We start from the raw sequence: 21222 nt of genomic DNA on the forward strand, positions 1-21222 counted from the left end.
TTTTCACTTGCCTGCCTTGAACCAGGTCAGGCTTTGCAGGATGAGCCCGCCAGCCAAGGGAATGCCGACCGTCAAAAGGATCATGACGGTTCCGAGCGCGTTCACCTCGGGGCTGATCGAGATCTTCAGCATCGAAAGGATTTGCGTCGGCATGGTCTCGACGCCCGCCGGCCGCCAGAACAGGCTGGCCGAGGTGTTGTCGAACGAAATGGTGAAAGCGAGCAGAACACTGGCAAGCACTGCGGGAATGAGCAGCGGCAGCGTGATTTCGCGGAATGTCGACACACGCGGCGCTCCGAGCGACAGTGCCGCCTCCTCATAGGAACGTTTAATGCCGACCATGCGCGCCTGGACGATCAGCACCACGTAGGGGAGCGTGAGCAGAATGTGGCCGAGCACCAGAAGCGTCATACTGCGCGGCTGGTCGACGGCTTTGATCATGACCAGCAGGCCGACGCCGAGTATCGTTTCGGGGACCAGCGCGGGAAGAATGACAAGCGTGTTGATCGCCTGCTTGCCACGGAACTCGAAGCGCACCAGCGCCAATGCCGCCATGATGCCGAGCAGCGTCGTCACCGTCGCCGTCACCAGGGCAATCCACATCGATGTCCGGAAGGCGTCGAGAACCGGCTCGTTGGTGAGCAGCTTCTCATACCATCGCAGGCTGAAGCCGGTGAGGGGAAAGCCGCCGAACATCGAGGCGTTGAAGGAAAGCACGACCGTGGCGATGATCGGCGCGAACATGAAGACATAGACGCACACCGTGATCGCGCCGGTCAGCCGCCACGCCCATTTGCCTTCGCGATCGGGATGATCCGCTCTCATGCACTGAGACCCTTCATGATCTGCGACAGGCCCATATAGCGGCTGTAAGCGGCCGCGGCCGCGCCGAGCAGGACGAACAGGACGATGGAAAGCGTTGCGCCCATCGGCCAGTTGAGCTGCCCCATGATGGTGTCGTAGATCAAGTTGCCGAACAGCGCGTCGCGGCTTCCGCCGAGCAGCTGCGGCGTCACATAGGAGCCGGCCGCCAGCACGAAGCAGAGCAGCAGCCCGGCGCCCAGCCCCGGCATCGATAGCGGCAGGGTCACTTCGCGGAACGCCTGCGCGCTGGTGCAGCCCATCGAGCGGGCGGCGGCGATCAGCGTGCGGTCGATGCTTTCCAGGCTGACATAGACGTTCAGGATCATATAGGGCAGCAGAAAATGCAGCAGCCCCATGATGACGGCGCCCTCGGTGTAGAGCATCGGCAACGGCTCGTTGATGACGCCCAGCCTGATGAGCAGGACGTTGATCAGCCCCTGTTCGCCGAGGATGTGGATCCACGAGAACGTCCGGATGGTGAAGCTGATCCAGAACGGCACGATGAGCAGCAGCAACAGCAGCCATTTGTGCCTGAAGGTCGTGGCCCAGATGAAATAGGCGGGGAAATAACCAAGGATCGCGCAGATCACAGCGGTGATGGCGCCGACGCGAACGGTCTTCCAAAGAAAACCGTGATAGTAACTGTCGGTGAGGAATTCCTTCCAGTTGTCGAAGGTCAGCACCGCCGACTCCACCCCCGCGGTGACGAAGGTGAAAAACGTGTAGACCGTCATCATCGCGATCGGCAGCAGCAGGAGCAGGGTAAGCAGTAAAAGCACAGGCGCGACGAGGACCCAGGCCAGTCGCTGATCGTATAATTTCCACCCTTTGGTCACGACCCGTCCAACCGCTTTATGTGCAAGCCGCCATCACCGGGCTCGGCTCCGGACTAGATTGGGCGATCGGCGTTCAGGTGTCCACTCTGCATATGGCTCCTGCACAAATTCTGTGCAGGGCCACCGCGCGACCCTCGCCCTGCCGGATTCAACAAATTGCCCGGCGTTCCGCCTGCACATTGATTAAATCAGATTTCCCGATATACAGGCTAATTTCGGATATAGATTTTACATGGGCCGGGCAATTTCATGAGTCGCAATTTTCTGGTGATTGAACCTGAGGAAGGCATTGCCGTGCTCAAGGGGCTTGCCTCCTCGGCGCGTATCTCGATGCTGAAACTGCTGCATGAGAAGGGGCCGATGAATGTCAACGAAATCGCCGCCGTGCTGTCGCTGCCGCAGTCGACCGTCTCGACAAACATCCAGGTGCTGGAGGATGCGGGGCTGATCCGCACCGAGAATCTGAAAGCGAAGAAAGGCAGTCAGAAAATCTGTTATCCGACGGCCGAAGAAGTGCTCGTCGTGTTCAAGAGCGAATATCGTGCGGTCAAGAACGACGCGATCGAAGTGTCGATGCCGATCGGGCTTTACACCGGCTTCGAGGTTACCGCGCCCTGCGGCCTTTGCTCGCCGGACGGCATCATCGGTCTGCTCGATGTTCCCAACACTTTCCTCGATCCGGACCGCATGAAAGCCGGTCTGCTATGGTTCACGCGCGGTTTTGTCGAATACCAGTTCCCCAACAATGCCAAGCTCGCCAATGCCGAGATCACCGGACTCGAAGTGGCGATAGAGCTGTCCTCGGAAGTGCCGGGCACCAGCGCCGATTGGCCCTCGGACATTACGCTGACAATCAATGGTGTCGATGTCGGCACCTGGACGTCGCCGGGGGATTTCGGCGACAAGCGCGGCGTCTTCACGCCCTCCTGGTGGAAGCTCAAGGGCTCGCAATACGGCAAGTTGAAGAACTGGCGAATTGCCAATGACGGCACCTATGTCGACGGCCTCAGGATTTCCGAAACCGGCCTCGCCGCACTCGATCTGAAGAGCCATCATTCAATCCGCATCCGTATCGGCGTCAAGGACGACGCCAAGCGCCCCGGCGGGATCAACATTTTCGGCAAGGGCTTTGGAAATTACGATCAGGACATCCTGCTCAGGATCAAAACTGGTTGATATCATGAAACCGGGTTCTGAAGATAACTTAGCAATTTCAATTAGCTAGCTTTCTGCTGTGCCAAAGCGTTCGTCTAATTGTCCTACATTTGGGTATTTTGGCTTGACGAAGGGCTGCCAATCCCGCTTTGATATCGGGCAAGATGATTTAAATCATCGTTTGTGATATCGATGGGAGGAATGCATGAAGGCAGCCGTTACGGCTCATCCGCATTATGTTGTCTCGGAAATCGATCCGAGGCTCTACGGATCCTTCATCGAGCATCTGGGGCGGGCAGTTTACACCGGCATCTATGAGCCCGGCCATCCGACAGCGGACGCCAACGGCATGCGTCAGGACGTCATCGATCTCGTCAGGGAACTCAATGTTCCGATCGTCCGCTATCCCGGCGGCAATTTCGTCTCGGCCTACAATTGGGAAGACGGCATTGGCCCCAAGGAACAGCGCCCAGTCCGCCTCGACCTTGCCTGGCACACATCGGAAAGCAACGAAGTCGGCCTGCATGAATTTGCCGATTGGTGCACCTGCGCCAACACCGAGATGATGCTTGCCGTCAATCTCGGTTCGCGCGGCCTCGACGAAGCCCGCAACCTTCTGGAGTACGCCAACCATCCCGGCGGCAGTAAATGGAGCGACAAGCGCATCGCCAACGGCCGCAAGGAGCCGTTCGACGTCAAGCTCTGGTGCCTCGGCAATGAAATGGATGGCCCCTGGCAGATCGGCCACAAGACCGCGGACGAGTATGGCCGCCTGGCGCATGAGACGGCCAAGGCCATGCGCGCCTTCTCCAAGTCACTCGAGCTGGTGGTCTGCGGCTCCTCGAATGCCAAGATGCCGACCTACCCTGAATGGGAAGCGACGGTTCTCGACCATACCTACAACGAGGTCGACTACATCTCGCTGCACATGTATTTCGACAACGAAGCCAACGACGCTCCGAACTATCTCGCCATGAGCGAAAAGCTCGACGGCTACATTGTCTCGGTCGCCGGCGTCATCGACTATATCAAGGCCAAGAAGCGCTCCAACAAGCAGGTCTACATCTCGTTCGACGAATGGAACGTCTGGTACCATTCCAAGGAGCAGGACAAGAAAATACTCGGCGGCAGCGACGGTTGGCCGTTCGCCCCGCCGTTGCTCGAAGACATCTATAATTTCGAGGATGTGCTGCAGGTCGGCCTGATCCTCAACACCTTCATCCGCCGTTCCGATGTCGTCAAGATCGCCTGCCTGGCACAACTGGTCAATGTCATCGCGCCGATCATGACCGTTCCGAATGGCCCGGCATGGCGGCAGACGATTTTTTATCCCTATCTGTTTGCTTCTAGCTATGGCCGCGGCAATGCGCTGGATCTCAAGGTGGAAAGCCCGACCTACAAATCCGCCGTTGCGGGCGACGTCGCCTATGTCGATGTTGCCGGCGTGCACGACAGGCAAACCGGCCACGTCACCTTCTTTGCCGTCAACCGCCATTCGAGCGAGGCAATCGAAACAGTGGTCGACCTCACCGGCTTCGGCGCGGCGGAGATCGTCGATCACCAGGTGATGGCACACGCCGATCTGAAAGCCGTCAATTCGGCCGAAAACCCTGGCAATGTCGGCCCCAGGAAGGGTGAGGGCGCCTCGCTCGTCGGCGGCAAGCTGAGCCTGTCGCTGCCGGCCTATTCCTACCAGGTCATACGCCTGAGGCTCTGAGTTCAGGCGGATCATCGAGAAAGCGCAAACGCTGAGGAGGAGCGTCGACGTGACGGCCGATATCGAGATCAGGAACGTGAGCAAGCAGTTCGGTGCCATGACGGTGCTGGAGCATCTGTCGCTCTCCATAAGGGCACGCGAATTCATCGTGTTCCTAGGGCCGTCCGGTTGCGGAAAATCGACGCTTCTTCGAATGATCGCCGGGCTCGAAGCTGTCGATAGCGGCGAGATTGCCATCAACAACGAGCGCATCGATCATTTGCCGCCGGGCAAGCGCGGCATTGCGATGGTGTTCCAGTCCTATGCGCTTTATCCGCATATGACGGTGCGCGACAACATGGCCTTCGGGCTTGCGAATATCGGCGTACCAGGCAAGGTCATCGAGGCGCGCATCAACGAAGCCGCCCGCATCCTGGAAATGCCGCATCTGCTCGATCGCAAGCCGGGCCAGCTCTCCGGCGGTCAGCGCCAGCGCGTCGCCATCGGCCGTGCGATCGTCAAGGAGCCGAAGGCCTTTCTGTTCGACGAGCCGCTCTCCAATCTCGATGCGGCGTTGCGCACCCGTACCCGCATCGAGCTTGCCCAGCTTCACCAGCGGCTGCAATCGACGATGATCTTCGTCACCCACGACCAGGTCGAGGCAATGACGCTGGCCGACCGCATCGTCGTCATGAACAATCGCAAGATCGACCAGATCGGTACCCCGATGGAGATCTACGAGCGCCCGGCGACCAAATTCGTCGCGGGTTTCGTCGGCGCGCCGGCGATGAACTTCGTCGATGCGACGCTCGACAAATCCGGCGAGAACGCCACGGCCAGGTTTGCGGACGGCGTCTCGGTGCAGACCGAGATCGCCTCCAGCCAACTGACCGACGGCAACTACACTTTCGGCATCCGTTCAGAAGACGTGCGCATCGTTGCGGCCGGACAGGGCAATGCCGACGGCGTCGTCGATGTGCTCGAGCGGCTCGGCGAACGCACCCTGATCTACGCGCGGCTGGGCGATGGCCAGCAGATCGTCGGCTCGGATTCCGGCAACAGCCGCGTCGCCGTCGGCGACAGAATCGGGCTCGCCTTCGACGGCCAGAAATCGCATCTGTTCAACGAGACCGGCCGCGCCTGGCATGCGAGGGAGGCCTGAGATGGCTGACCGGCTGGCGATGTCCCCGACCGCGACGCTTGCTGTCGGCGTCAGAGCCCCTACCGCCGACATCTATGCGCCGCAATGGCGAAATTTCATTTTCGTTGCGCCATTCTTGTTCTTCTTCACCACGCTGCTGCTCTTCCCGCTGCTCTGGGGGATGTGGCTGAGTTTCCACAAGGCCGACACGTTCTCGTCCGGAAATTTTGTCGGTCTCGGCAATTACGCCAGGCTGTATCACGACAAGGTCTTCCTGCAATCGATCTGGAACACCTTCTACTTCGTGCTTCTGACGGTGCCGACGCTGGCGCTGATCGGCCTTTTCCTGGCGCTTTGCCTCAACCGCCGCACGCGCACTGCCGCGGTTTTGCGGACGCTGTTCTTTTCCTCCTCGGTGCTGTCGGTCACCATCGTCACGCTGATCTGGCGCATCGTCTTCATTCCGAATGTCGGCCTGTTGTCGACGATCTACGGATGGTTCGGCGCAACGGCCCCGGCCTTCATTTCCGATCCCAGCCTGGCCATGATCGGCATCGCCATTGCCACCATCTGGTGGTGCATCGGCCTGCCGATGATGCTCTTTCTCTCGGCGCTCCAGCAGATTCCGCAGGATATTTACGAGGCGGCAGCCCTGGACAATGCCAATCGCTGGCAGACGCTACGCTCGATCACGCTGCCGTCGATCAAGCGGACCTTCATCCTGGTGATCATCATCCAGATCGTGCTGCAATTCCAGCTGTTCGGCCAAGCCTGGCTGATGACGCGCGGCGGTCCGAACAACCTGACCAAGCCGATCGTGCTCTACATCTACGATACCGCATTCCGTCGCTGGGATCTCGGCCTGGGTGCCGCGGCATCGGAAATCCTGTTCATCCTCATCCTGATCGCGGCCATGGCCCAGTACCTGGTGACACGCAGCAGGGGAGACCAAGCATGAGCGCTCCAGCCACTTCCATCAAGGGACGGGCATTTGGCGACCATGTGCTATTAGCCCTCGTCATCCTGCTTTCGATCGTCATGATCGCGCCGGTTCTGTGGGTGATCGGCCTGTCGCTCAAGGACAATACGGAGCTGATGGCCGATCCGAATTCGGTGTTTCACGCGCCCTATACGCTGAAGAACTACATCAACACCGTCGGCACCTCGTCGGTGTTCATCTGGGTGCGCAACAGCATCATCGTCTCGGGCGGATTGACGCTCGGCACGTTGATCCTGTCGTCGCTCGCCGGCTACGGCTTTGCACGGCTGAATTTCCCCGGCCGAGACGTGCTGTTCGTGATTGTGCTCTTCGGCCTGGCGGTCCCGGAACAGGCCGTGCTCGTCGCCCGTCATCAGATCTTCAGCATGCTGAAGTTCCACAACACCTATCAAGGGCTCATTCTGCCGGGCCTTTCGGCTCCGTTCGGCGTCTTCCTGATGACCCAGTATTTCAAAGCCATCCCGAAGGAGCTGGACGAAGCCGCCATGCTCGATAACGCCAGCCGGCTCAGGATTTTCTGGAAGGTGCTTCTGCCGCTCACGCTGCCTGCGCAGGCAACGCTCGGCATCTTTACCTTTCTCGGCGCATGGAACGATTATTTCTGGCCCCTGATTTCGGCGACGAGGAAGGACATGTTCACGCTGACGGTCGGCATGGCCTCGACCCAGACCAACTTCGCCCAGTCCGAAGGCATCGGCTTCCTGATGGCGCAGGCGGTGTTTGCCGGTGCACCGATCCTGATCGTCTACCTGTTCTTCCAGAAATACATCGTCACGGCGGTCTCCGGCGCTGCGGTGAGATAACGAAGATTGCCTGACGGCCGGGGGGAATGCGCAGCAATTGAAGCACGAAAGCCAATCCAGGGTGGAGCGGCGGAAACTCAGTAGGAGGAACTGATATGAAACTGAAGAAAATCCTGTTTGCCGCAGTCTCTGCGGGCGCAATGATGCTCGCAGCTCCAAGCTTCGCGGCCACGGAACTGAGCGTGCAGCGCTTTTTCGGCGCCTGCGATGCCGATTTCGGCACCAACACCGATCCCACCAAGGCCGTTGGCGAATGCGGCATCATCACCTCGCTGATCAACAAGTTCAACGCCGACAATCCCGATGTCCATGTCAACGTCACCACCGTGGAATGGCCCGGCTATGATCAGCTGACCGCGCAGTTCGCTTCAGGCGACGCTCCGGACATCGTCACGATCCATGAATCCGTACTGTCGGATTATCAGTCGAAGGGCCTGTTGATGCCGCTCGACGATCTCTTGAAGTCAGTCGGCCTGACACCCGACGCCTTCACCGACGCGGCGCGCAATGGCGCCACCAAAGACAGCAAGATCTATGGCCTGCCGATCGACAGCTGGACGATGCTCTATCACGTCAACATGGATCTTTTCAAACAAGCCGGCCTCGTCAATGCCGATGGCACGCCGATTTTTCCAAAGTCGCCCGAGGAACTGCTCGCCCAGGCCGAACAGTTCAAGCAGAAGACGGGCAAGCCTTATTTCGTCCAGAACCTGGCCAATGAGACCGCACTCTACACACGCAACCTCTACACTTATCTTTTCCAGCAGGATTCCGATTTCTTTGCGGATCCGAAGCATGTGAAGTTGAATACGCCGGAAGCCAAGAAGGTCGTCGAGATGTACAAGGCGATCTTCGAGAAGGGCTACACCACCAAGGATCTCGATTATGGCGGCTCGATCAACGCCTTCCTTGCCGGCGAGGGTGGTGTCCACCTTAACGGCACCTGGGTGGTCGGCGATTACAACGCCCAGTCCGAGACCAAGGGTACGGCGCTCAATAAGGGCGGCTATGCGGTCTATCCGTATCCGCAGCTGTTTGGCGGCGCCCACGCGCAATATGCCGACGGCCACACCTGGGCCGTTTCGCAGAAAGACCGCACGCCTGAACAGATCGCGGCGATCGGCAAATTCCTGAAGTTCTTCGCCGACAACGACTTTGAGTGGTCGCGCACCGGTCACCTGCCGGCCTATAAGGCCGTCATCACCTCGGACGCCTTCAAGGCCCTGCCGCATCGCAACACGATCTCTGCGGTCGCCGACCTCGGCAAGCCGCTGCCGTCCGCCGTACAGCGTCAGTTTGCGATCCAGGACATCATCGGCGAAGAGATGAGTGCAGCAATCAGCGGCCAGAAGGACGTCGACACCGCCCTTGCCGACATGGAAAGTCGCGTCAACGAATTGCTCGCCAACATCTGACCACGGGTTTCGAAAGGCCCTCCCAAGGCGCCCCGCGGCTGGAAACGGCCGCGGGGTTTTGGTGAGGCAGTGGTTATTATCCTCGAGTTGCGCGACTTGGCGGTGGCGACCGGTCAAACACGCCAACCACCATGCCGCAACCTCGGCAGCAGCCGACGCAAGCCCTGACTGAAGGATTCCGCTAGAACGCCGCGGCCATGGGCATTGCGACCTTGTTGGGGATCTGGATGTCGATCTCCAATCTCGAAGTCGTTTCGCCGTGATCCATGCTCACCTGCAGGAAATCCTGATCGACCTGAACATGCCGGGCGATCACCGCCATGATCTCCTCGCGCAGCACGGAGACGAGATCGGGCTGGTTGCGGCTTCGACGCTCGTAAGCCAACAGCAGTTGCAAGCGCTCGCGCGCCACGGGCGCGCTGCCGCGGCGCTTGAAGATATCGAGCAGGTTCATGCTGCCCTCCTTCCCAACAGCCGGTCGAGGAGGCCCCTCCGCTCGAAAGGCAGAATGACCGGCAGGTCCTCGCCCTCGAGTCTTCTTGCCGCGTCGATATAGGCGCGTGCGGCGGGGTTGGTGTTTTCGCTGAGCGTAACCGGCGCGCCCACATTGGATGCGCGCAGCACGTCCTGGCTCTCGGGAATTATTCCCAGCAAGGGCGTCGACAGGATCTCGAGCACGTCATCGATGCTGAGCATCTCGCCGCGGGCGGCGCGCGCAGCATCGTAGCGCGTGACGAGCACGTGTTTGGCAATCGATTCACCTTGCTCGGCTTTCATCGTCCTGGAGTCGAGCAGGCCGATGATGCGATCGGAATCGCGGACCGAGCTCACTTCCGGATTGGTGACGATTACCGCCTCGTCGGCAAAGCGCATGGCAAGTTGCGCGCCCCGCTCTATGCCGGCGGGGCTGTCGCAGAAGACGTAGTCGAAAACCGAGCGCAGCTTGTCGATGACATCGGCGACGCCTTCCTCGGTGAGAGCGTCCTTGTCGCGCGTTTGCGAGGCCGGCAGCAAGAACAGCGTTTCGAGTCGCTTGTCACGGATCAGCGCCTGCGAGAGCTTGGCGGTTCCCTGAATGACGTTGACGATATCGAAAACAACGCGCCGCTCGGCGCCCATGATCAGATCGAGGTTGCGCAGGCCGACGTCGAAATCGACGAGGGCCACCCGCTTGCCGGTTTTCGCGACCGCGGCGCCGAGAGCGGCCGTCGAGGTCGTCTTGCCGACACCCCCTTTGCCGGATGTGACAACCACTACCTTGCCCATATTTGTGCCTCCAATGTTGTTAGTTGAGCGGTGCGACGCAAAGTGCGCCGTCCTCGAGAAAGGCCTGTACCGGCCTTCCTCGCGAGGAGGCGTCCATCTCCTCGGCGGTGCGGTACCAGCCGTCCACCGCCAGAAGTTCGGCTTCGTTTTTCCGGCAAAAGATGCGAGCCGCGGAATTTCCCGTGGCGCCGGCGAACGCACGTCCACGCAGCGTGCCGTAGACGTGAATCGATCCTCCGGCGATGATCTCGGATCCGGAACTGACGGAGCCGACAATGACCACATCGCCATCGGGATGAAAGATCGACTGGCCGGAGCGGATCGGTGCCTTGATCATCAATGAGTTCGGCGCCTGCGGCTCTTCCGTCTTGGCCTCAGTGGCGGCCTTCGGGTCCGGCTGCACGTAAAGCGCGTCAGCGGTGGCCTCCTTGGCGCCAACGAGGAGCGGCGGCAGATCGGCGTCGAGAGCAACGTTGCCATCGGCCTCGATCGCGTAGATGCGAATCCCGCGCTCTGCGAGCTGGGAGACCAGATCCCGCATCTCGCCCACCTCGGGCTTGAGCATAGTCAGATCGAGCACGACCGGACGGCCGGCAAAGAAGCCGGGAGAGTTTTCGGTCCAGTGATCGAGGCTTTGCAGCCATTCCCCTAAAGGGGCCTCAGGGGTGAGGGTGAAGGCTACAAACGAGCGCGCTCGAAAGCGTATGGACTTGTTTTGGATGGGAGCGACGCAGGTCACAGAGGCGAGTCCTTACTGATTGGTTAAGGCTAGCCCGGCATGGTTAACGAAAAGTTAATGGCGGCTTCCCGAGGCGTTGGGGGAGGCATTCTTTTTGCCTCCGATCGCCCCGCCGGCGCCTTGCTTCCGATGCACGACGAGGTTCTCCTCGTGGCTGCCTGGAGGCGTCTCCAGTTCACTAGGTCGGCCGACCGGTATACGATTGCCATGAACGCCGAGCCTACTAAGGAGTCGTCGAATTGACTACCATTGCCAAGAAGTCGGTCGCGGATCGCGGTCGTGCTACCTATGATCTTGGCGGGACGGCCATCTTTGCTTCCAAATTAGACCCGCGCTTTCACTACTGCCTGTATGTGCCTCCCGCGGTTGGGGAAGGGGCCAAAGTCGATCTGATGGTCGCCATCCATGGCACCGGCCGCACCTCTTTTCTTGGATTCCGCGACGCGTTTTCCGAGTTCGGACGCTGGAACGGCTGCGCCGTTTTGTGTCCGCTGTTTCCAATCGGCGTTCTCGGGGATGATGCCCGCAGCGGGTACAAATATATGCTCGAGGGCAACATACGCTACGATCAGGTGCTGCTCGCCATGGTTGAGGAGGTCAGCGCCAAATACAGTCAGGATTGGAGCCGCTTTGCCATGTTCGGATTTTCCGGCGGCGGGCATTTCACGCATCGTTTTGCTATCCTGCATCCCGACAGGCTCTGGGCGGCCTCAATCGGCGCGCCAGGCTCGGTGACCTTGCTCGATCCGACGCGTGACTGGTGGGTGGGCATTCGTGATCTGCCGGAGAAGTTCGGCATCACCTTCGATGCCACAGCGCTGGCAAAAGTGCCTTTCCAGATGATCGTCGGCGACGCCGACCTGGAGACTTGGGAAATCACTCATGTCCAAGGCAGCGCCCATTGGATGCCGGGTGCTAACGATGCGGGGCGAACACGGCCGGAACGCCTCATGGCATTGTGTCGATCGTTCGAGGCAGCGGGTGCGCGCGTGCGCTTCGATTTGCTGCCAGGCGTATCTCATGAACGGGACGCGGTTCTCGATTCGGTCAAGGATTTCCTCGCCCAACAACTCAAGGAACGACGGAACGCCTCACGATGAATCGTTGCGCCCCAGCCCGTGAAGAGATTACGGCAATCAAAGCCCGACCACGTCGATCGCATCCAACCGCGACCCTGCTGCCGCGCGCGACAACTAGAGCAAGGTTTCGTACTGATCGCCAATCTTGTCGACTGTGAAATCCGCCGCCCTGCTTTTCAGCACGGCAGCAGGGGTGGGGTGGTCCAGCATCTCGGCCATCGCCTCCGTCAGGGCTGCGGCGTCACCGACCGGCACCAAGGTGCCGAAACGGCCGTCACCGAGTATCTCGCGCGGGCCATGCGGAGCATCGGTGGAGATTACGGGGACACTAGCAGCCATGGCCTCGACCAAGACGTTGCCAAAGCCTTCGCTGGTGGATGTAAGGACGAACAGATCGGCTGCGGCATAACAGGCTGCGGGATCGTTGACGTAGCCGGCAAAGAGTACGTCCTGGCCAATGCCGATCTGCTCGGCATAGGCGTGCAATTCGGCAGCCAGCGGACCTTCGCCGAAGATGACAAGCCGGGCAGGGCGGCCGGCGCGCAGGGCAGCGAAGGCCCGCAGCAAAGTCCGGTGGTCCTTGACCGGCACCAGGCGCCCGGCGGTGGCAATGACCGGGCCATCGCCCATCGCCGCCAACGCTGCCTGCCAGGCATAGGAAGTCCCCTGCGGTGCTTCAGCCGGCGGCAGCGGGTTGTTGATGACGACGACCTTGGATTCGGGGAAGCCGCGCGCGATGATGTCACGGCCGACACCCGCCGAAACGGCGATGGCTTTGGTTGCACGCGCTGCAACCAGCGCGTAAAGCCAGATCGCCAGCCTCGCGCCGAGGCCGCTGGCAGGCAGCGAGGCGGCGGCGTGGAAGCTTGGAAAGAATTTTGCCCGGCTTCTGGCCAACATGAGTGACAGCGCGATCACCAGATTGGCGAATTCCGGGGCGCTATAGACCGCATCAGGATCAAGGCGGCGGAACAAATTTGCGCTTCGCACGATGCCTTTCAGCGTCGCTGACTTGGCGTAACCCTCGCCGCGCAAGAGAAGGCCGAAGTCGACCAGATGGACGGCAGCGGAGCGCAGCGCGGCGTTAGGGCCTTCCGCGTTCCAGGTAAAAAGCGTGACCTCGTGGCCACGCGACGCCAGTTCATTTGCCATCAGGACGAAGACACGCTCGGCGCCGCCGCCCCTCAGGCTGGCAATGTGAAAAACGATGCGCTTCACCATGCCTTGCTTCAGGCTCGGCTGGCGGCAAGGCCTGATCGGTTCGGCGGCCGGCGCATGTCGCGGATGATGCCCATGCCGATGGCCAGTAGCATGCCCAGGGCAAAGCCTCCGAACGCTCCGGCGCCTGCCACCAGGGCAGGGCGCGGTGGCCATGAGCGCCCTGGCGGCGGCACCGCGGTCGAAATCACCTGTACGTTTGTGGTGTCGATCTGCTCGCGCTCGCTGATTTGGCGCGCACGTGACAGGAAGCTCTCATAGACGGCTCTCTTCGAGGCGGCATCGCGTTCAAGTTCACGCAGGGCGACTTCGGACTCGCTGTCGGTGAAAACGTTGCTCTTCAGATCGTTCATCCTGGCGTTGAGAGAGGCCAGCGAGGCCCTGGCCTTGTCCAGGCTGGCCTTTGCCGTGCCGACGGTGCGAGAGAACTCGGCCCGGAGTTGCGAGTTGACGGTCTCGAGCTCCGTCCTGAGCCTGACAATCGTCGGATGACGCGGGCCGAAGGTCATCGACTGTGAATCGATCTGCTGCCGCAGGCTGTTGGATCTGTCGCGCAGCGCCGCGAGCGCTTCCGAAACCGTGGGGTCGGGATTGGCTCCATTGATGCCGGAGGCAACCAGGGCGTCGTAGCTTGCCTGTGCGGCGATCACGCGCGATTGCGCATCGACGATTTCGCCATTGAGCTGTGTCAGCGTCTGCGAACTGACGAGCTGGCCATTACTGGACGACAGATCGTGGCTGCGCTTGTAGCTCTCGACCTTCTCTTCGGCAGTCTGCACGTCGCTCTTGAGTTGGCCAAGCCGGCTGTCAAGGGCAGCCGCGGCACGGCTGGCGCCGGCAGCTTCGGCCTTGGCCAGTTCTTCCTGGAAGTTTTTGACTATGGCCTGCGAGATCAGGATCGCCTTAGCGGTGGTTTCCGCAGATACCGAGAGGGTTGTGACAAACGAGGTCGGGTCCGCGATGGCGTCTACCCGGTCCGCCAGGTTCTTCAAGGCGATAAGCCTCGGGTCGGGCTTCGCCACAGCGCCCGACGAGGATGTGCCCCGGTCCGGATCGAAAAATTCCGGATCGTGAGTCAGATTCAGTTCGTCCACCACACGGGAAAGCACGTTGCCCGAGGTCAGGATGCGCTGCTTGCTGCGCGTGCTGAGCAGCTGGCTATCGACCTGGCCCGGTTGTGAGTAGAGGTCGTTCTCTACAACCTGCAAATTGGATGGGTTGATGAGGACCTCCGTCGTGACGGTGTAACGCTGCTTGCTCAGCAATGCATAGGCGCCGCCGACAATGCCGCCGATTACCGCCAGCATGAACGCCAGGGCGAGGCCGGCCCGTAGCCAGACGAACAGGCGTCGAAAATCGAGCTCGAGGAAATCGCCGATCTTGTCCAGGGTCACCGTTGCGACAGGCTCTGGAGGTTGCGGCGCCACCGGCGCGGAGCTTAGCGCCGCGACTGGGCCATGCTGTTGCAGCAATGCCCTGCGCCGTGCACTGGCGATACGCTCGAATGCACTGTTGTTGGAGGCCGTCGCGGAGATAGGGGGTGTGCCGGAACCGGCAGACATGGTGACAACCCTTGTTAAATCATTACGCTTGGCCTGCTCTACAGAAACATCGTTAACATCTTATTTTCCAAGTTGGCCCATTTTACTGTTCATACACCCGGTCCGTCCGGCGGACGTTGAAGGGATTTCGTTGCCCAGAATGCCGTTCGAATATCGCCATTTGGATGGGCCATGAGCTATCCCGCTGCCGCTTCGGAACGATTATCGTCCAGCCGAGCGCGCCGTCAGAACGCGCTTTCGCTGCTGTTTTTCCTATGCGCGGCGTTCGCGCTCCTGCTTCGCTTTACGGTGTCGCCGCAGGTGATGAACATGGTCGTCGACTATACGGCCCAGGGAGGCTCGTTCTACGAAAAGCTGCATTTCGGCACCTATGCGATCATCCTGCTGCTTCCTATCGTTCTTTTCAGCCGGCCGTTTCTGCTGCACGGCGACGAAATTGGAATATTCAAGGCGTTGATCCGCTATTCGGTGCTGATGTTCGTGCTGGTGCCCTATCTGTTCGTTACCGGCCGTGCGGGCTCCTCCGGCTTCATCATCGATACCTATCTGGTAGCCGGCGCCACAGGCCTGTTGATGCTGGCATTGAATGCAGAGGTGCGGCGGGCGTTGGGAGACGTCGTGCTTGGAATGGCGATCCTGAGCGCTGTCATCGGCACCATCGAGGCGGTGACTCAACATCGGTTGTTGCCCTATGGCTTGAACGAACTGCAATTCAGGCCAACTGGCCTGTCGGCCCATCCGCTGGCACTGGGCGCGCTCTGCGCCACAACCATCGGATTCGTGCCGCTGACGCACTGGCGCATCTGGGTGCGGGTCATGGCGATCTTCCTGTTGTTCATCGGTTGCGCTGCGTCAGGCGCTCGCGCTGCGCTGATGCTCGCCACGGCGGAAATCGTCATTCTGCTGCTGTTCGTGCCCTGGCCGGGCCTATCGCTCAAATACGAGCGGCAGGCCAAATCTGTCGTACTGATGTTCACCGTCACGGGTGGCGCGGTGCTCGTGGCAGTACTGTTTGCGGGTGGTCTGCTGAATCGGTTCAGCAACACCATCTTCGACGAAAACTTCATGGCCCGGGTGACGATTTACCAGGTATTCGGACTGGTCAGCTGGAACGACATCCTGTTCGGCATGAACGTTGACGACCTGCTGGCGATCGTCCGGCAGAAGCTGCATCTGCCCTACATCGAAAGCGCGCCGGTGGTAATTATCTTGCTCTTCGGCCTGCCCATAGCCCTGCTGTTTACAGCGCTGATCTTCTGGTTCGTCTTCCGGCTGCTGCGCGGGGCGCCGCTGCCGGCATGGATCGGCACTTTAACGTTCTTGCTTGCCGCGCTGTCAAATAACGCGCTTTCGTCAAAAACGCCGGATATGACGATCATCGTGGTGTTGCTGCTTGCCTACAGGAACCAGCCCTACAGAAACCAGCCGGAGAGCATGTCTTCGCTCGCTGCATTCCAACCTGAAGCCGGCTGAGATCCGTTAAGCACGGGCCTCAAATCCGGTCAAGTGGCGCTGTCCACGACCTCGACACGTCCCGCGCGGTTGAGCGTGTGAATGCCCGCCCGAGCCCATGCCGTCCCGGGATCGATTGGGTGGGGCAGTTCGAAACGGACGTCGAAATCATCAAGCCGATCCAGTCGCATCAAGCCCAGGCCGCCGCCATAGGCTCTCGAGCCGTTTTGCACCGGCAGCAGCAGCGAGCCGTCCTGGCGGATAAAGGCGCCGCCGGGCCGAGTGGCCGAGTGATCGACGGCGACCGGATTGAGCGCGTGCGCAGCCCAGGGCCCACGCAGCGCCGGAGCGGAATAGACGGCCATCGTGTCGGATGCGCTGCCGTGACCGAACCGCTCAGTCCCCAACAGCCAGAAGCGGCCGTCGGATTCGAGCAGCGTGGCGTCGTTGAAATCCCTGTCCGTCATCAGCACCGTATCGCGTACCCAGCGATCCGGAAACTGCACGGCACGGTAGAGCACCAGTTCTCGCGCCGTAGCGCTTTCAGGGATCATGAAAATCTCGCCGGAGTGAGCGAACACCTGCGGATATGACAGGTGATGCGCTTCCTCCAGCACCATTTTCGGCACGCCGAAAGTGCCGTCGGTGCCAAGTTCGGCGACAGAAATCACGCCGCGGCCGATGGCGTAGGGGAACTCCTCGACAAAAAGAAAGTGGCGGCCGTCGCGCTCGAGAACGAACGGATCGGCGTAGAATCGCTGCCCGTCATCGGCAAGCACGGTGAACGGCTTGCCATCCAGCTGTCCGGTTTCGGCGACGCCTGGACCGTCGATCAGCCGGTAAGCAACCTGCCAATAGAAGGGACGCCGACCACGTCGCAGTTTTTGCACGGCGCGGTCGAGCAATCCCCTGCCGAAAAAGGGCAGATAATGCCTGATAAATCCGCCTTTCTGCAGGGGCGGCGCCGGGCTCTCGGCAATCGGCGCAAGTTTGCCCGTGGAGAAGCGGGCGACACATTGGGCAATCAGGGAGATGGCGCCGGCGAGCAGGTCGTTGCTGCCGCGGGACAGCCACAACCGGTCGCTGATCATCGGCCGTGCCCTGGCGACGGCAACGCCGTCGAGGCGCGCGGTGAGTTCAGGCAACCGCCTGCTCGCCAGCATCTCGGTCATGCCCGCGGCAAAGCTGCTGTGGCCGCAAAATTCGAGCGTCAGGACAGGCGTACCCCGTCGTGCGGCGGTAGCGGTGAGATCGACTATAAGATCGACTGGGCTGGTATCGCCGGACGGCAACGGCCCGGAACGGCTTGCCAGTGAGGGGCCGAAGCGCCGGCCCTCGAGCGCCAGCACATTATCCATCCCGCGCGAATTGGGTTCAGGCGTCGGCGCGCGCCTACTCGAAACCGCATGTCCAGCCGCACTCAACCGCGCCAGAAGCTCATTTTCCCAGCGCCGGGATGCGTTGGCGTGGCCGATGATTAAAATATTAGTCAATCCAATATATTCTTTTTCAAGACTATTACCATAGACTACTTGTCAGCCCAACCTTTCATAAGAGTTAATCCGGGAGAACGCAGCCTTGGTTGTTAATCATATATTAAGAATTGAGATCACGAAGGCGCTGTCCGGCGCTATTATGGCTCTTGCGGGCAATAGTCGGCATGTCCCGAGGGCTGCAGGCGACCAGGATCAGCGATGAACGTCCTTTCACGTCCAAAACTGCCGTCCAGGCAGAAACTGCTGATCGTGTTCGGCACGAGGCCGGAGGCACTCAAATGCTTTCCAGTGGCGCGTGCCGCCCTTGCTCATCCAGGCTTCATCACCGAAATATGCATTACCGCCCAGCATCGTGAAATGGTCGACCAGGTTGTCGAGCTGACCGGCCTGCCTGTGCATCACGATCTCAACATCATGCAACCCGGCCAGTCGCTGTTCGACGTGACCTCGCGCGTGCTCCTGGGCATGGCCGAGGTGCTGGACAAGGCGAAGCCCGATATCGTCATGGTACAGGGCGACACCATCACGGCGATGGCCGCGGCTCTGGCTGCCTTCTACAAGCGTATCCCGGTCGCTCATGTCGAAGCAGGATTGCGCAGCCACAACATCAACTCGCCGTTTCCTGAAGAACTGAACCGCAAGATTGCCGGCAACATCGCCACCTGGCATTTTGCGCCGACCGTTCAGGCGCGCGACAATCTCATCGCCGAAGGAAAGGCCGAAAGCACCATCTTCGTGACCGGCAACACGGTGATCGACACGCTGTTGCATTTTTCAAGCGCGATCGATGCCGACAGGCTGATGAACGCGAAGCTCGCTGCCCGCTTCCCCTTCCTCGACCCTTCCAAGAAAATGATCCTCGTCACCGGCCATCGCCGCGAGAATTTCGATGGCGGCATCCAGCGCATCTGTACGGCGTTGACGGGATTGGCGGCGCGCGGAGACGTGCAGATCGTCTACCCTGTCCATCCAAACCCCAATGTGAGCTCGGTGGTCAACGCAGAGCTGGAAGGCGTGCCGAACATCCATCTGGTCGAGCCGCAGGATTATCTGCCGTTTCTGTACCTGCAGAAGCAGAGCTATCTGGTGCTTACCGATAGCGGCGGCGTGCAGGAAGAAGCGCCTTCGCTCGGCAAGCCGGTGCTGGTGATGCGCGAAAATACCGAGCGACCCGAGGGGATCGTGGCCGGCACCGCCCGTCTTGTCGGGACCGATGTCGAGAAAATCCTGTTCAACGCCAATCGCCTGCTCGACGATCAGGCTGCCTATCGCGGCATGGCGGAACGACACAACCCATATGGCGATGGCCGGGCCAGTAACCGGATTGTTGAGGAACTGCTGCATCATGGCTGAAATCAAAACCGTTTCCGTAATCGGTATGGGCTATATCGGCCTGCCGACCTGCGCCATTTTCGCCAGCCGCGGGCTCAACGTCATTGGCGTCGATGTCAACGGAGCGGTGGTCGAGAAGGTCAACCGCGGCGAAATCCACATCGTCGAGCCGGACCTTGACGGCCTGATCCAGAAGGTCGTGGCTAACGGCAAGCTCATGGCCTACAGCACGCCGCAGCCGGCGGACGCCTATATCATCGCCGTGCCGACCCCGATGACCCACGACCATAAGCCGGACGTGACCTACGTGCTCGCGGCGGCACGAAGCATCGCCCCAGTGCTGAAGCGGGGAGACCTTGTGGTGTTGGAATCGACATCGCCGGTCGGAACCACGCGTATCATGACCGGGCTGCTTGCCGAGCTGCGGCCCGATCTCAAATTTCCGGTCCAGCATGGCGAAGACGCCGATGTGCTGGTTGCCTATTCGCCCGAGCGCGTGCTGCCGGGAAAGGTGCTGACCGAGCTGATCAACAACGATCGCTCGATCGGCGGATTGTCCCGCAAATCGTCGGAGCGGACCGCGGCACTCTATTCGACCTTCGTCACCGGCGACCTGTTCATGACAACGGCCGAAAGTGCTGAGTTGGTGAAACTGACCGAGAACGCGTTCCGCGACGTCAACATCGCCTTTGCCAACGAGCTTGCCGCAGTGTGTCAGGACCTGTCGCTCAATGTATGGGAAGTGATCGATCTCGCCAATCGACACCCTCGCGTGAACATCCTCCAGCCGAGCCCGGGCGTTGGCGGTCACTGCATTGCGGTCGATCCATATTTTATCATCGACGCCGCACCCAACAGCACGCGGCTGATGGCTTCGGCACGCCGGATCAATTCCGAGCGGCCCATGTCGGTGGTCAGGGATATCGAGGCCTTGCTCGACCCCTCCCGCAAACAGACGATCGCCTGTCTTGGCCTCAGCTTCAAAGCCAACATCGACGATTTGCGTGAGAGCCCGGCCGTCGAGGTGGTGAAACTCCTGTCCGATATCCCCAATGTGAAGATCATTGCGGCTGAACCCAACACAAATTCGCTGCCGCATGAGCTCGAGGGCAGGGGCATCGTGTTCACCGACGCGCTTTCGGCCATCGACAAATCCGACATCGTCGTCCTCCTGGTCGACCATCGACAATTCAATCTGGTCGACCCCGAAGCGCTCAAGGACAAGAAGCTCGTCGATACGAGGGGGCTGTGGACCTGGCGCAAGGCACGCAAGCCGGACGCCCGCATCGAAGGCAAGAAACCAGAGGTCGCACAAGTGACGCTTGCAAGGGAGCAGGCCGCATGAACGCGCACGCCCCGGCATGGGCGCAGCATTCCCTGTTGGCGTCACGGCGCCGGGAGTTCCTTGGCGCACCTATCCATGCGCTGACCATGGCAGAGACGCTGGCCATCGCCGACGAGGCGATGACCCTGCGGCGGCCGCTGCATCATGTGGTCGTGAACGTCGCCAAGCTGGTGACCATGCGCCAGAATGCCGAACTGCGCGAGGACGTGGCAGGGGCGGACGTGGTCAACGTCGACGGCATCGGCGTGCTTTGGGGCGCACGTCTGTGCGGCGTCGCGCTGCCCGAGCGGGTGGCGGGCGTCGACATCATGATCAATCTGCTGAGCCTCTGCGCGAAGCGTGGGTTCAGGCCGTATCTGCTGGGGGCCGAACAGCACGTTCTCGACGCGGTTGCAGCGAGACTTGCCAAAGACCATCCGAGCCTCAGCATAGCGGGAATGCGCAACGGTTATTTCAAGCCGGAGGACGAGGCCGGGATCGTCGCGGCGATCAACGCCTCGGACGCCGACTGCCTGCTGGTGGCCATGCCGACACCGCGCAAGGAACGCTTTCTCAAACGCTACCGCGATGAACTCGCCTCAAGCTTCGTGATGGGCGTGGGCGGCAGTTTCGACGTCTATGGCGGCAAGGTTGCCCGTGCGCCGAAGCTGATACAAGCGGCGGGCCTGGAGTGGCTGTTCCGCGTGGTCCAGGAGCCGCAACGCTTGTGGCGCCGCTACTACGACACCAACACTGCCTACGCCGGGCTGCTGTGCCGGGAGTTCTGGGAGCGTCGCTGGCGCCGAAACGCCGGTTTATAGGTTCGCGTTTTCCCAACAATAGA

Annotated in this window: 19 protein-coding genes; 11 read left to right on the forward strand and 8 right to left on the reverse strand. The window is 60.6% G+C overall.

The genetic code is table 11. The annotated features are described in order from the left end of the window. Positions 1 to 3 precede the first annotated feature (3 nt). Both NKH70_RS09820 and NKH70_RS09825 read right to left on the reverse strand, forming a co-directional pair. Positions 4 to 825: an ABC transporter permease gene (locus tag NKH70_RS09820; protein ID WP_352913754.1), complete on the reverse strand. Its 822-nt coding sequence runs from the start codon at positions 823 to 825 to the stop codon at positions 4 to 6. After that, a complete protein-coding gene (locus NKH70_RS09825) occupies positions 822 to 1700 on the reverse strand; it encodes an ABC transporter permease (protein ID WP_352913756.1) in 879 nt (292 codons plus the stop codon). Before NKH70_RS09825 ends, NKH70_RS09820 begins: the two co-directional genes overlap by 4 nt. A gap of 249 nt (positions 1701 to 1949) precedes the next feature. On the opposite strand from NKH70_RS09825, the gene NKH70_RS09830 reads away from it, so the two are divergent. The 6 genes from NKH70_RS09830 to NKH70_RS09855 all read left to right on the forward strand — a co-directional run bounded on the left by NKH70_RS09830 (position 1950) and on the right by NKH70_RS09855 (position 8910). Further along, complete coding sequence (locus NKH70_RS09830; RefSeq protein WP_352913758.1) at positions 1950 to 2876, forward strand: ArsR/SmtB family transcription factor; 927 nt, start codon at positions 1950 to 1952, stop codon at positions 2874 to 2876. A 184-nt stretch (positions 2877 to 3060) separates the two neighbouring features. Further along, entirely contained in the window at positions 3061 to 4572 is a 1512-nt protein-coding gene (gene arfA / locus NKH70_RS09835) for an arabinosylfuranosidase ArfA (protein ID WP_352913761.1), read from the forward strand. A 49-nt stretch (positions 4573 to 4621) separates the two neighbouring features. Then, positions 4622 to 5713, forward strand: coding sequence for an ABC transporter ATP-binding protein (locus tag NKH70_RS09840; protein WP_352913764.1), 1092 nt, complete (start codon positions 4622 to 4624; stop codon positions 5711 to 5713). Positions 5714 to 5732: 19 nt separating this feature from the next. Next, on the forward strand, positions 5733 to 6650 hold the full coding sequence (locus NKH70_RS09845) for a carbohydrate ABC transporter permease (protein ID WP_502908344.1): 918 nt from the start codon (positions 5733 to 5735) through the stop codon (positions 6648 to 6650). Then, positions 6647 to 7495 (forward strand): carbohydrate ABC transporter permease, encoded by an 849-nt coding sequence (locus NKH70_RS09850; protein ID WP_352467126.1) that lies wholly within the window; start codon positions 6647 to 6649, stop codon positions 7493 to 7495. The genes NKH70_RS09845 and NKH70_RS09850 overlap by 4 nt, the downstream gene beginning before the upstream one ends. A gap of 95 nt (positions 7496 to 7590) precedes the next feature. Next, complete coding sequence (locus tag NKH70_RS09855) at positions 7591 to 8910, forward strand: ABC transporter substrate-binding protein (protein WP_352913769.1); 1320 nt, start codon at positions 7591 to 7593, stop codon at positions 8908 to 8910. A 181-nt stretch (positions 8911 to 9091) separates the two neighbouring features. Here NKH70_RS09855 and minE read toward each other — a convergent pair whose 3' ends face one another. From minE to minC, 3 genes are read right to left on the reverse strand one after another with little or no spacing between them, the layout of a single operon-like run. Continuing rightward, positions 9092 to 9364 carry a cell division topological specificity factor MinE gene (minE, locus tag NKH70_RS09860; protein WP_023677151.1) on the reverse strand — a complete coding sequence of 91 codons (273 nt, stop codon included), beginning with the start codon at positions 9362 to 9364 and terminating at the stop codon, positions 9092 to 9094. Then, positions 9361 to 10176, reverse strand: a complete 816-nt coding sequence (gene minD / locus NKH70_RS09865) for a septum site-determining protein MinD (protein ID WP_254819515.1) — start codon at positions 10174 to 10176, stop codon at positions 9361 to 9363. Before minD ends, minE begins: the two co-directional genes overlap by 4 nt. Positions 10177 to 10195: 19 nt before the next feature. Beyond that, positions 10196 to 10915: a septum site-determining protein MinC gene (gene minC, locus NKH70_RS09870; protein ID WP_352718054.1), complete on the reverse strand. Its 720-nt coding sequence runs from the start codon at positions 10913 to 10915 to the stop codon at positions 10196 to 10198. A 239-nt stretch (positions 10916 to 11154) separates the two neighbouring features. Between minC and NKH70_RS09875 the strand changes: the two genes are divergently transcribed. Further along, on the forward strand, positions 11155 to 12015 hold the full coding sequence (locus NKH70_RS09875) for an alpha/beta hydrolase (RefSeq protein ID WP_352913771.1): 861 nt from the start codon (positions 11155 to 11157) through the stop codon (positions 12013 to 12015). A 93-nt stretch (positions 12016 to 12108) separates the two neighbouring features. On the opposite strand, the gene NKH70_RS09880 is transcribed toward NKH70_RS09875, so the two are convergent. Together NKH70_RS09880 and NKH70_RS09885 are read right to left on the reverse strand one after the other, a co-directional pair. Next, positions 12109 to 13215 carry a glycosyltransferase gene (locus tag NKH70_RS09880; RefSeq protein ID WP_352913773.1) on the reverse strand — a complete coding sequence of 369 codons (1107 nt, stop codon included), beginning with the start codon at positions 13213 to 13215 and terminating at the stop codon, positions 12109 to 12111. Positions 13216 to 13223: 8 nt separating this feature from the next. Further along, positions 13224 to 14774, reverse strand: a complete 1551-nt coding sequence (locus tag NKH70_RS09885; protein ID WP_352913775.1) for a GumC family protein — start codon at positions 14772 to 14774, stop codon at positions 13224 to 13226. A 171-nt stretch (positions 14775 to 14945) separates the two neighbouring features. Here NKH70_RS09885 and NKH70_RS09890 point away from each other — a divergent pair, with 171 nt between their 5' ends. Beyond that, positions 14946 to 16247: a VpsF family polysaccharide biosynthesis protein gene (locus NKH70_RS09890; protein ID WP_352977294.1), complete on the forward strand. Its 1302-nt coding sequence runs from the start codon at positions 14946 to 14948 to the stop codon at positions 16245 to 16247. A gap of 29 nt (positions 16248 to 16276) precedes the next feature. Here NKH70_RS09890 and NKH70_RS09895 read toward each other — a convergent pair whose 3' ends face one another. Next, positions 16277 to 17575 (reverse strand): glucosamine inositolphosphorylceramide transferase family protein, encoded by a 1299-nt coding sequence (locus tag NKH70_RS09895; protein ID WP_502908338.1) that lies wholly within the window; start codon positions 17573 to 17575, stop codon positions 16277 to 16279. 345 nt (positions 17576 to 17920) lie between these two features. On the opposite strand from NKH70_RS09895, the gene wecB reads away from it, so the two are divergent. From wecB to NKH70_RS09910, 3 genes are read left to right on the forward strand one after another with little or no spacing between them, the layout of a single operon-like run. After that, on the forward strand, positions 17921 to 19075 hold the full coding sequence (gene wecB, locus NKH70_RS09900) for a non-hydrolyzing UDP-N-acetylglucosamine 2-epimerase (protein ID WP_353025174.1): 1155 nt from the start codon (positions 17921 to 17923) through the stop codon (positions 19073 to 19075). Continuing rightward, positions 19068 to 20399, forward strand: coding sequence for a UDP-N-acetyl-D-mannosamine dehydrogenase (gene wecC / locus NKH70_RS09905; RefSeq protein ID WP_292653783.1), 1332 nt, complete (start codon positions 19068 to 19070; stop codon positions 20397 to 20399). The genes wecB and wecC overlap by 8 nt, the downstream gene beginning before the upstream one ends. Next, complete coding sequence (locus tag NKH70_RS09910) at positions 20396 to 21199, forward strand: WecB/TagA/CpsF family glycosyltransferase (RefSeq protein WP_352913778.1); 804 nt, start codon at positions 20396 to 20398, stop codon at positions 21197 to 21199. Before wecC ends, NKH70_RS09910 begins: the two co-directional genes overlap by 4 nt. Positions 21200 to 21222: the final 23 nt, after the last annotated feature.

The organism is Mesorhizobium sp. M0991 (assembly GCF_040318915.1).
Classification (GTDB): domain Bacteria; phylum Pseudomonadota; class Alphaproteobacteria; order Rhizobiales; family Rhizobiaceae; genus Mesorhizobium.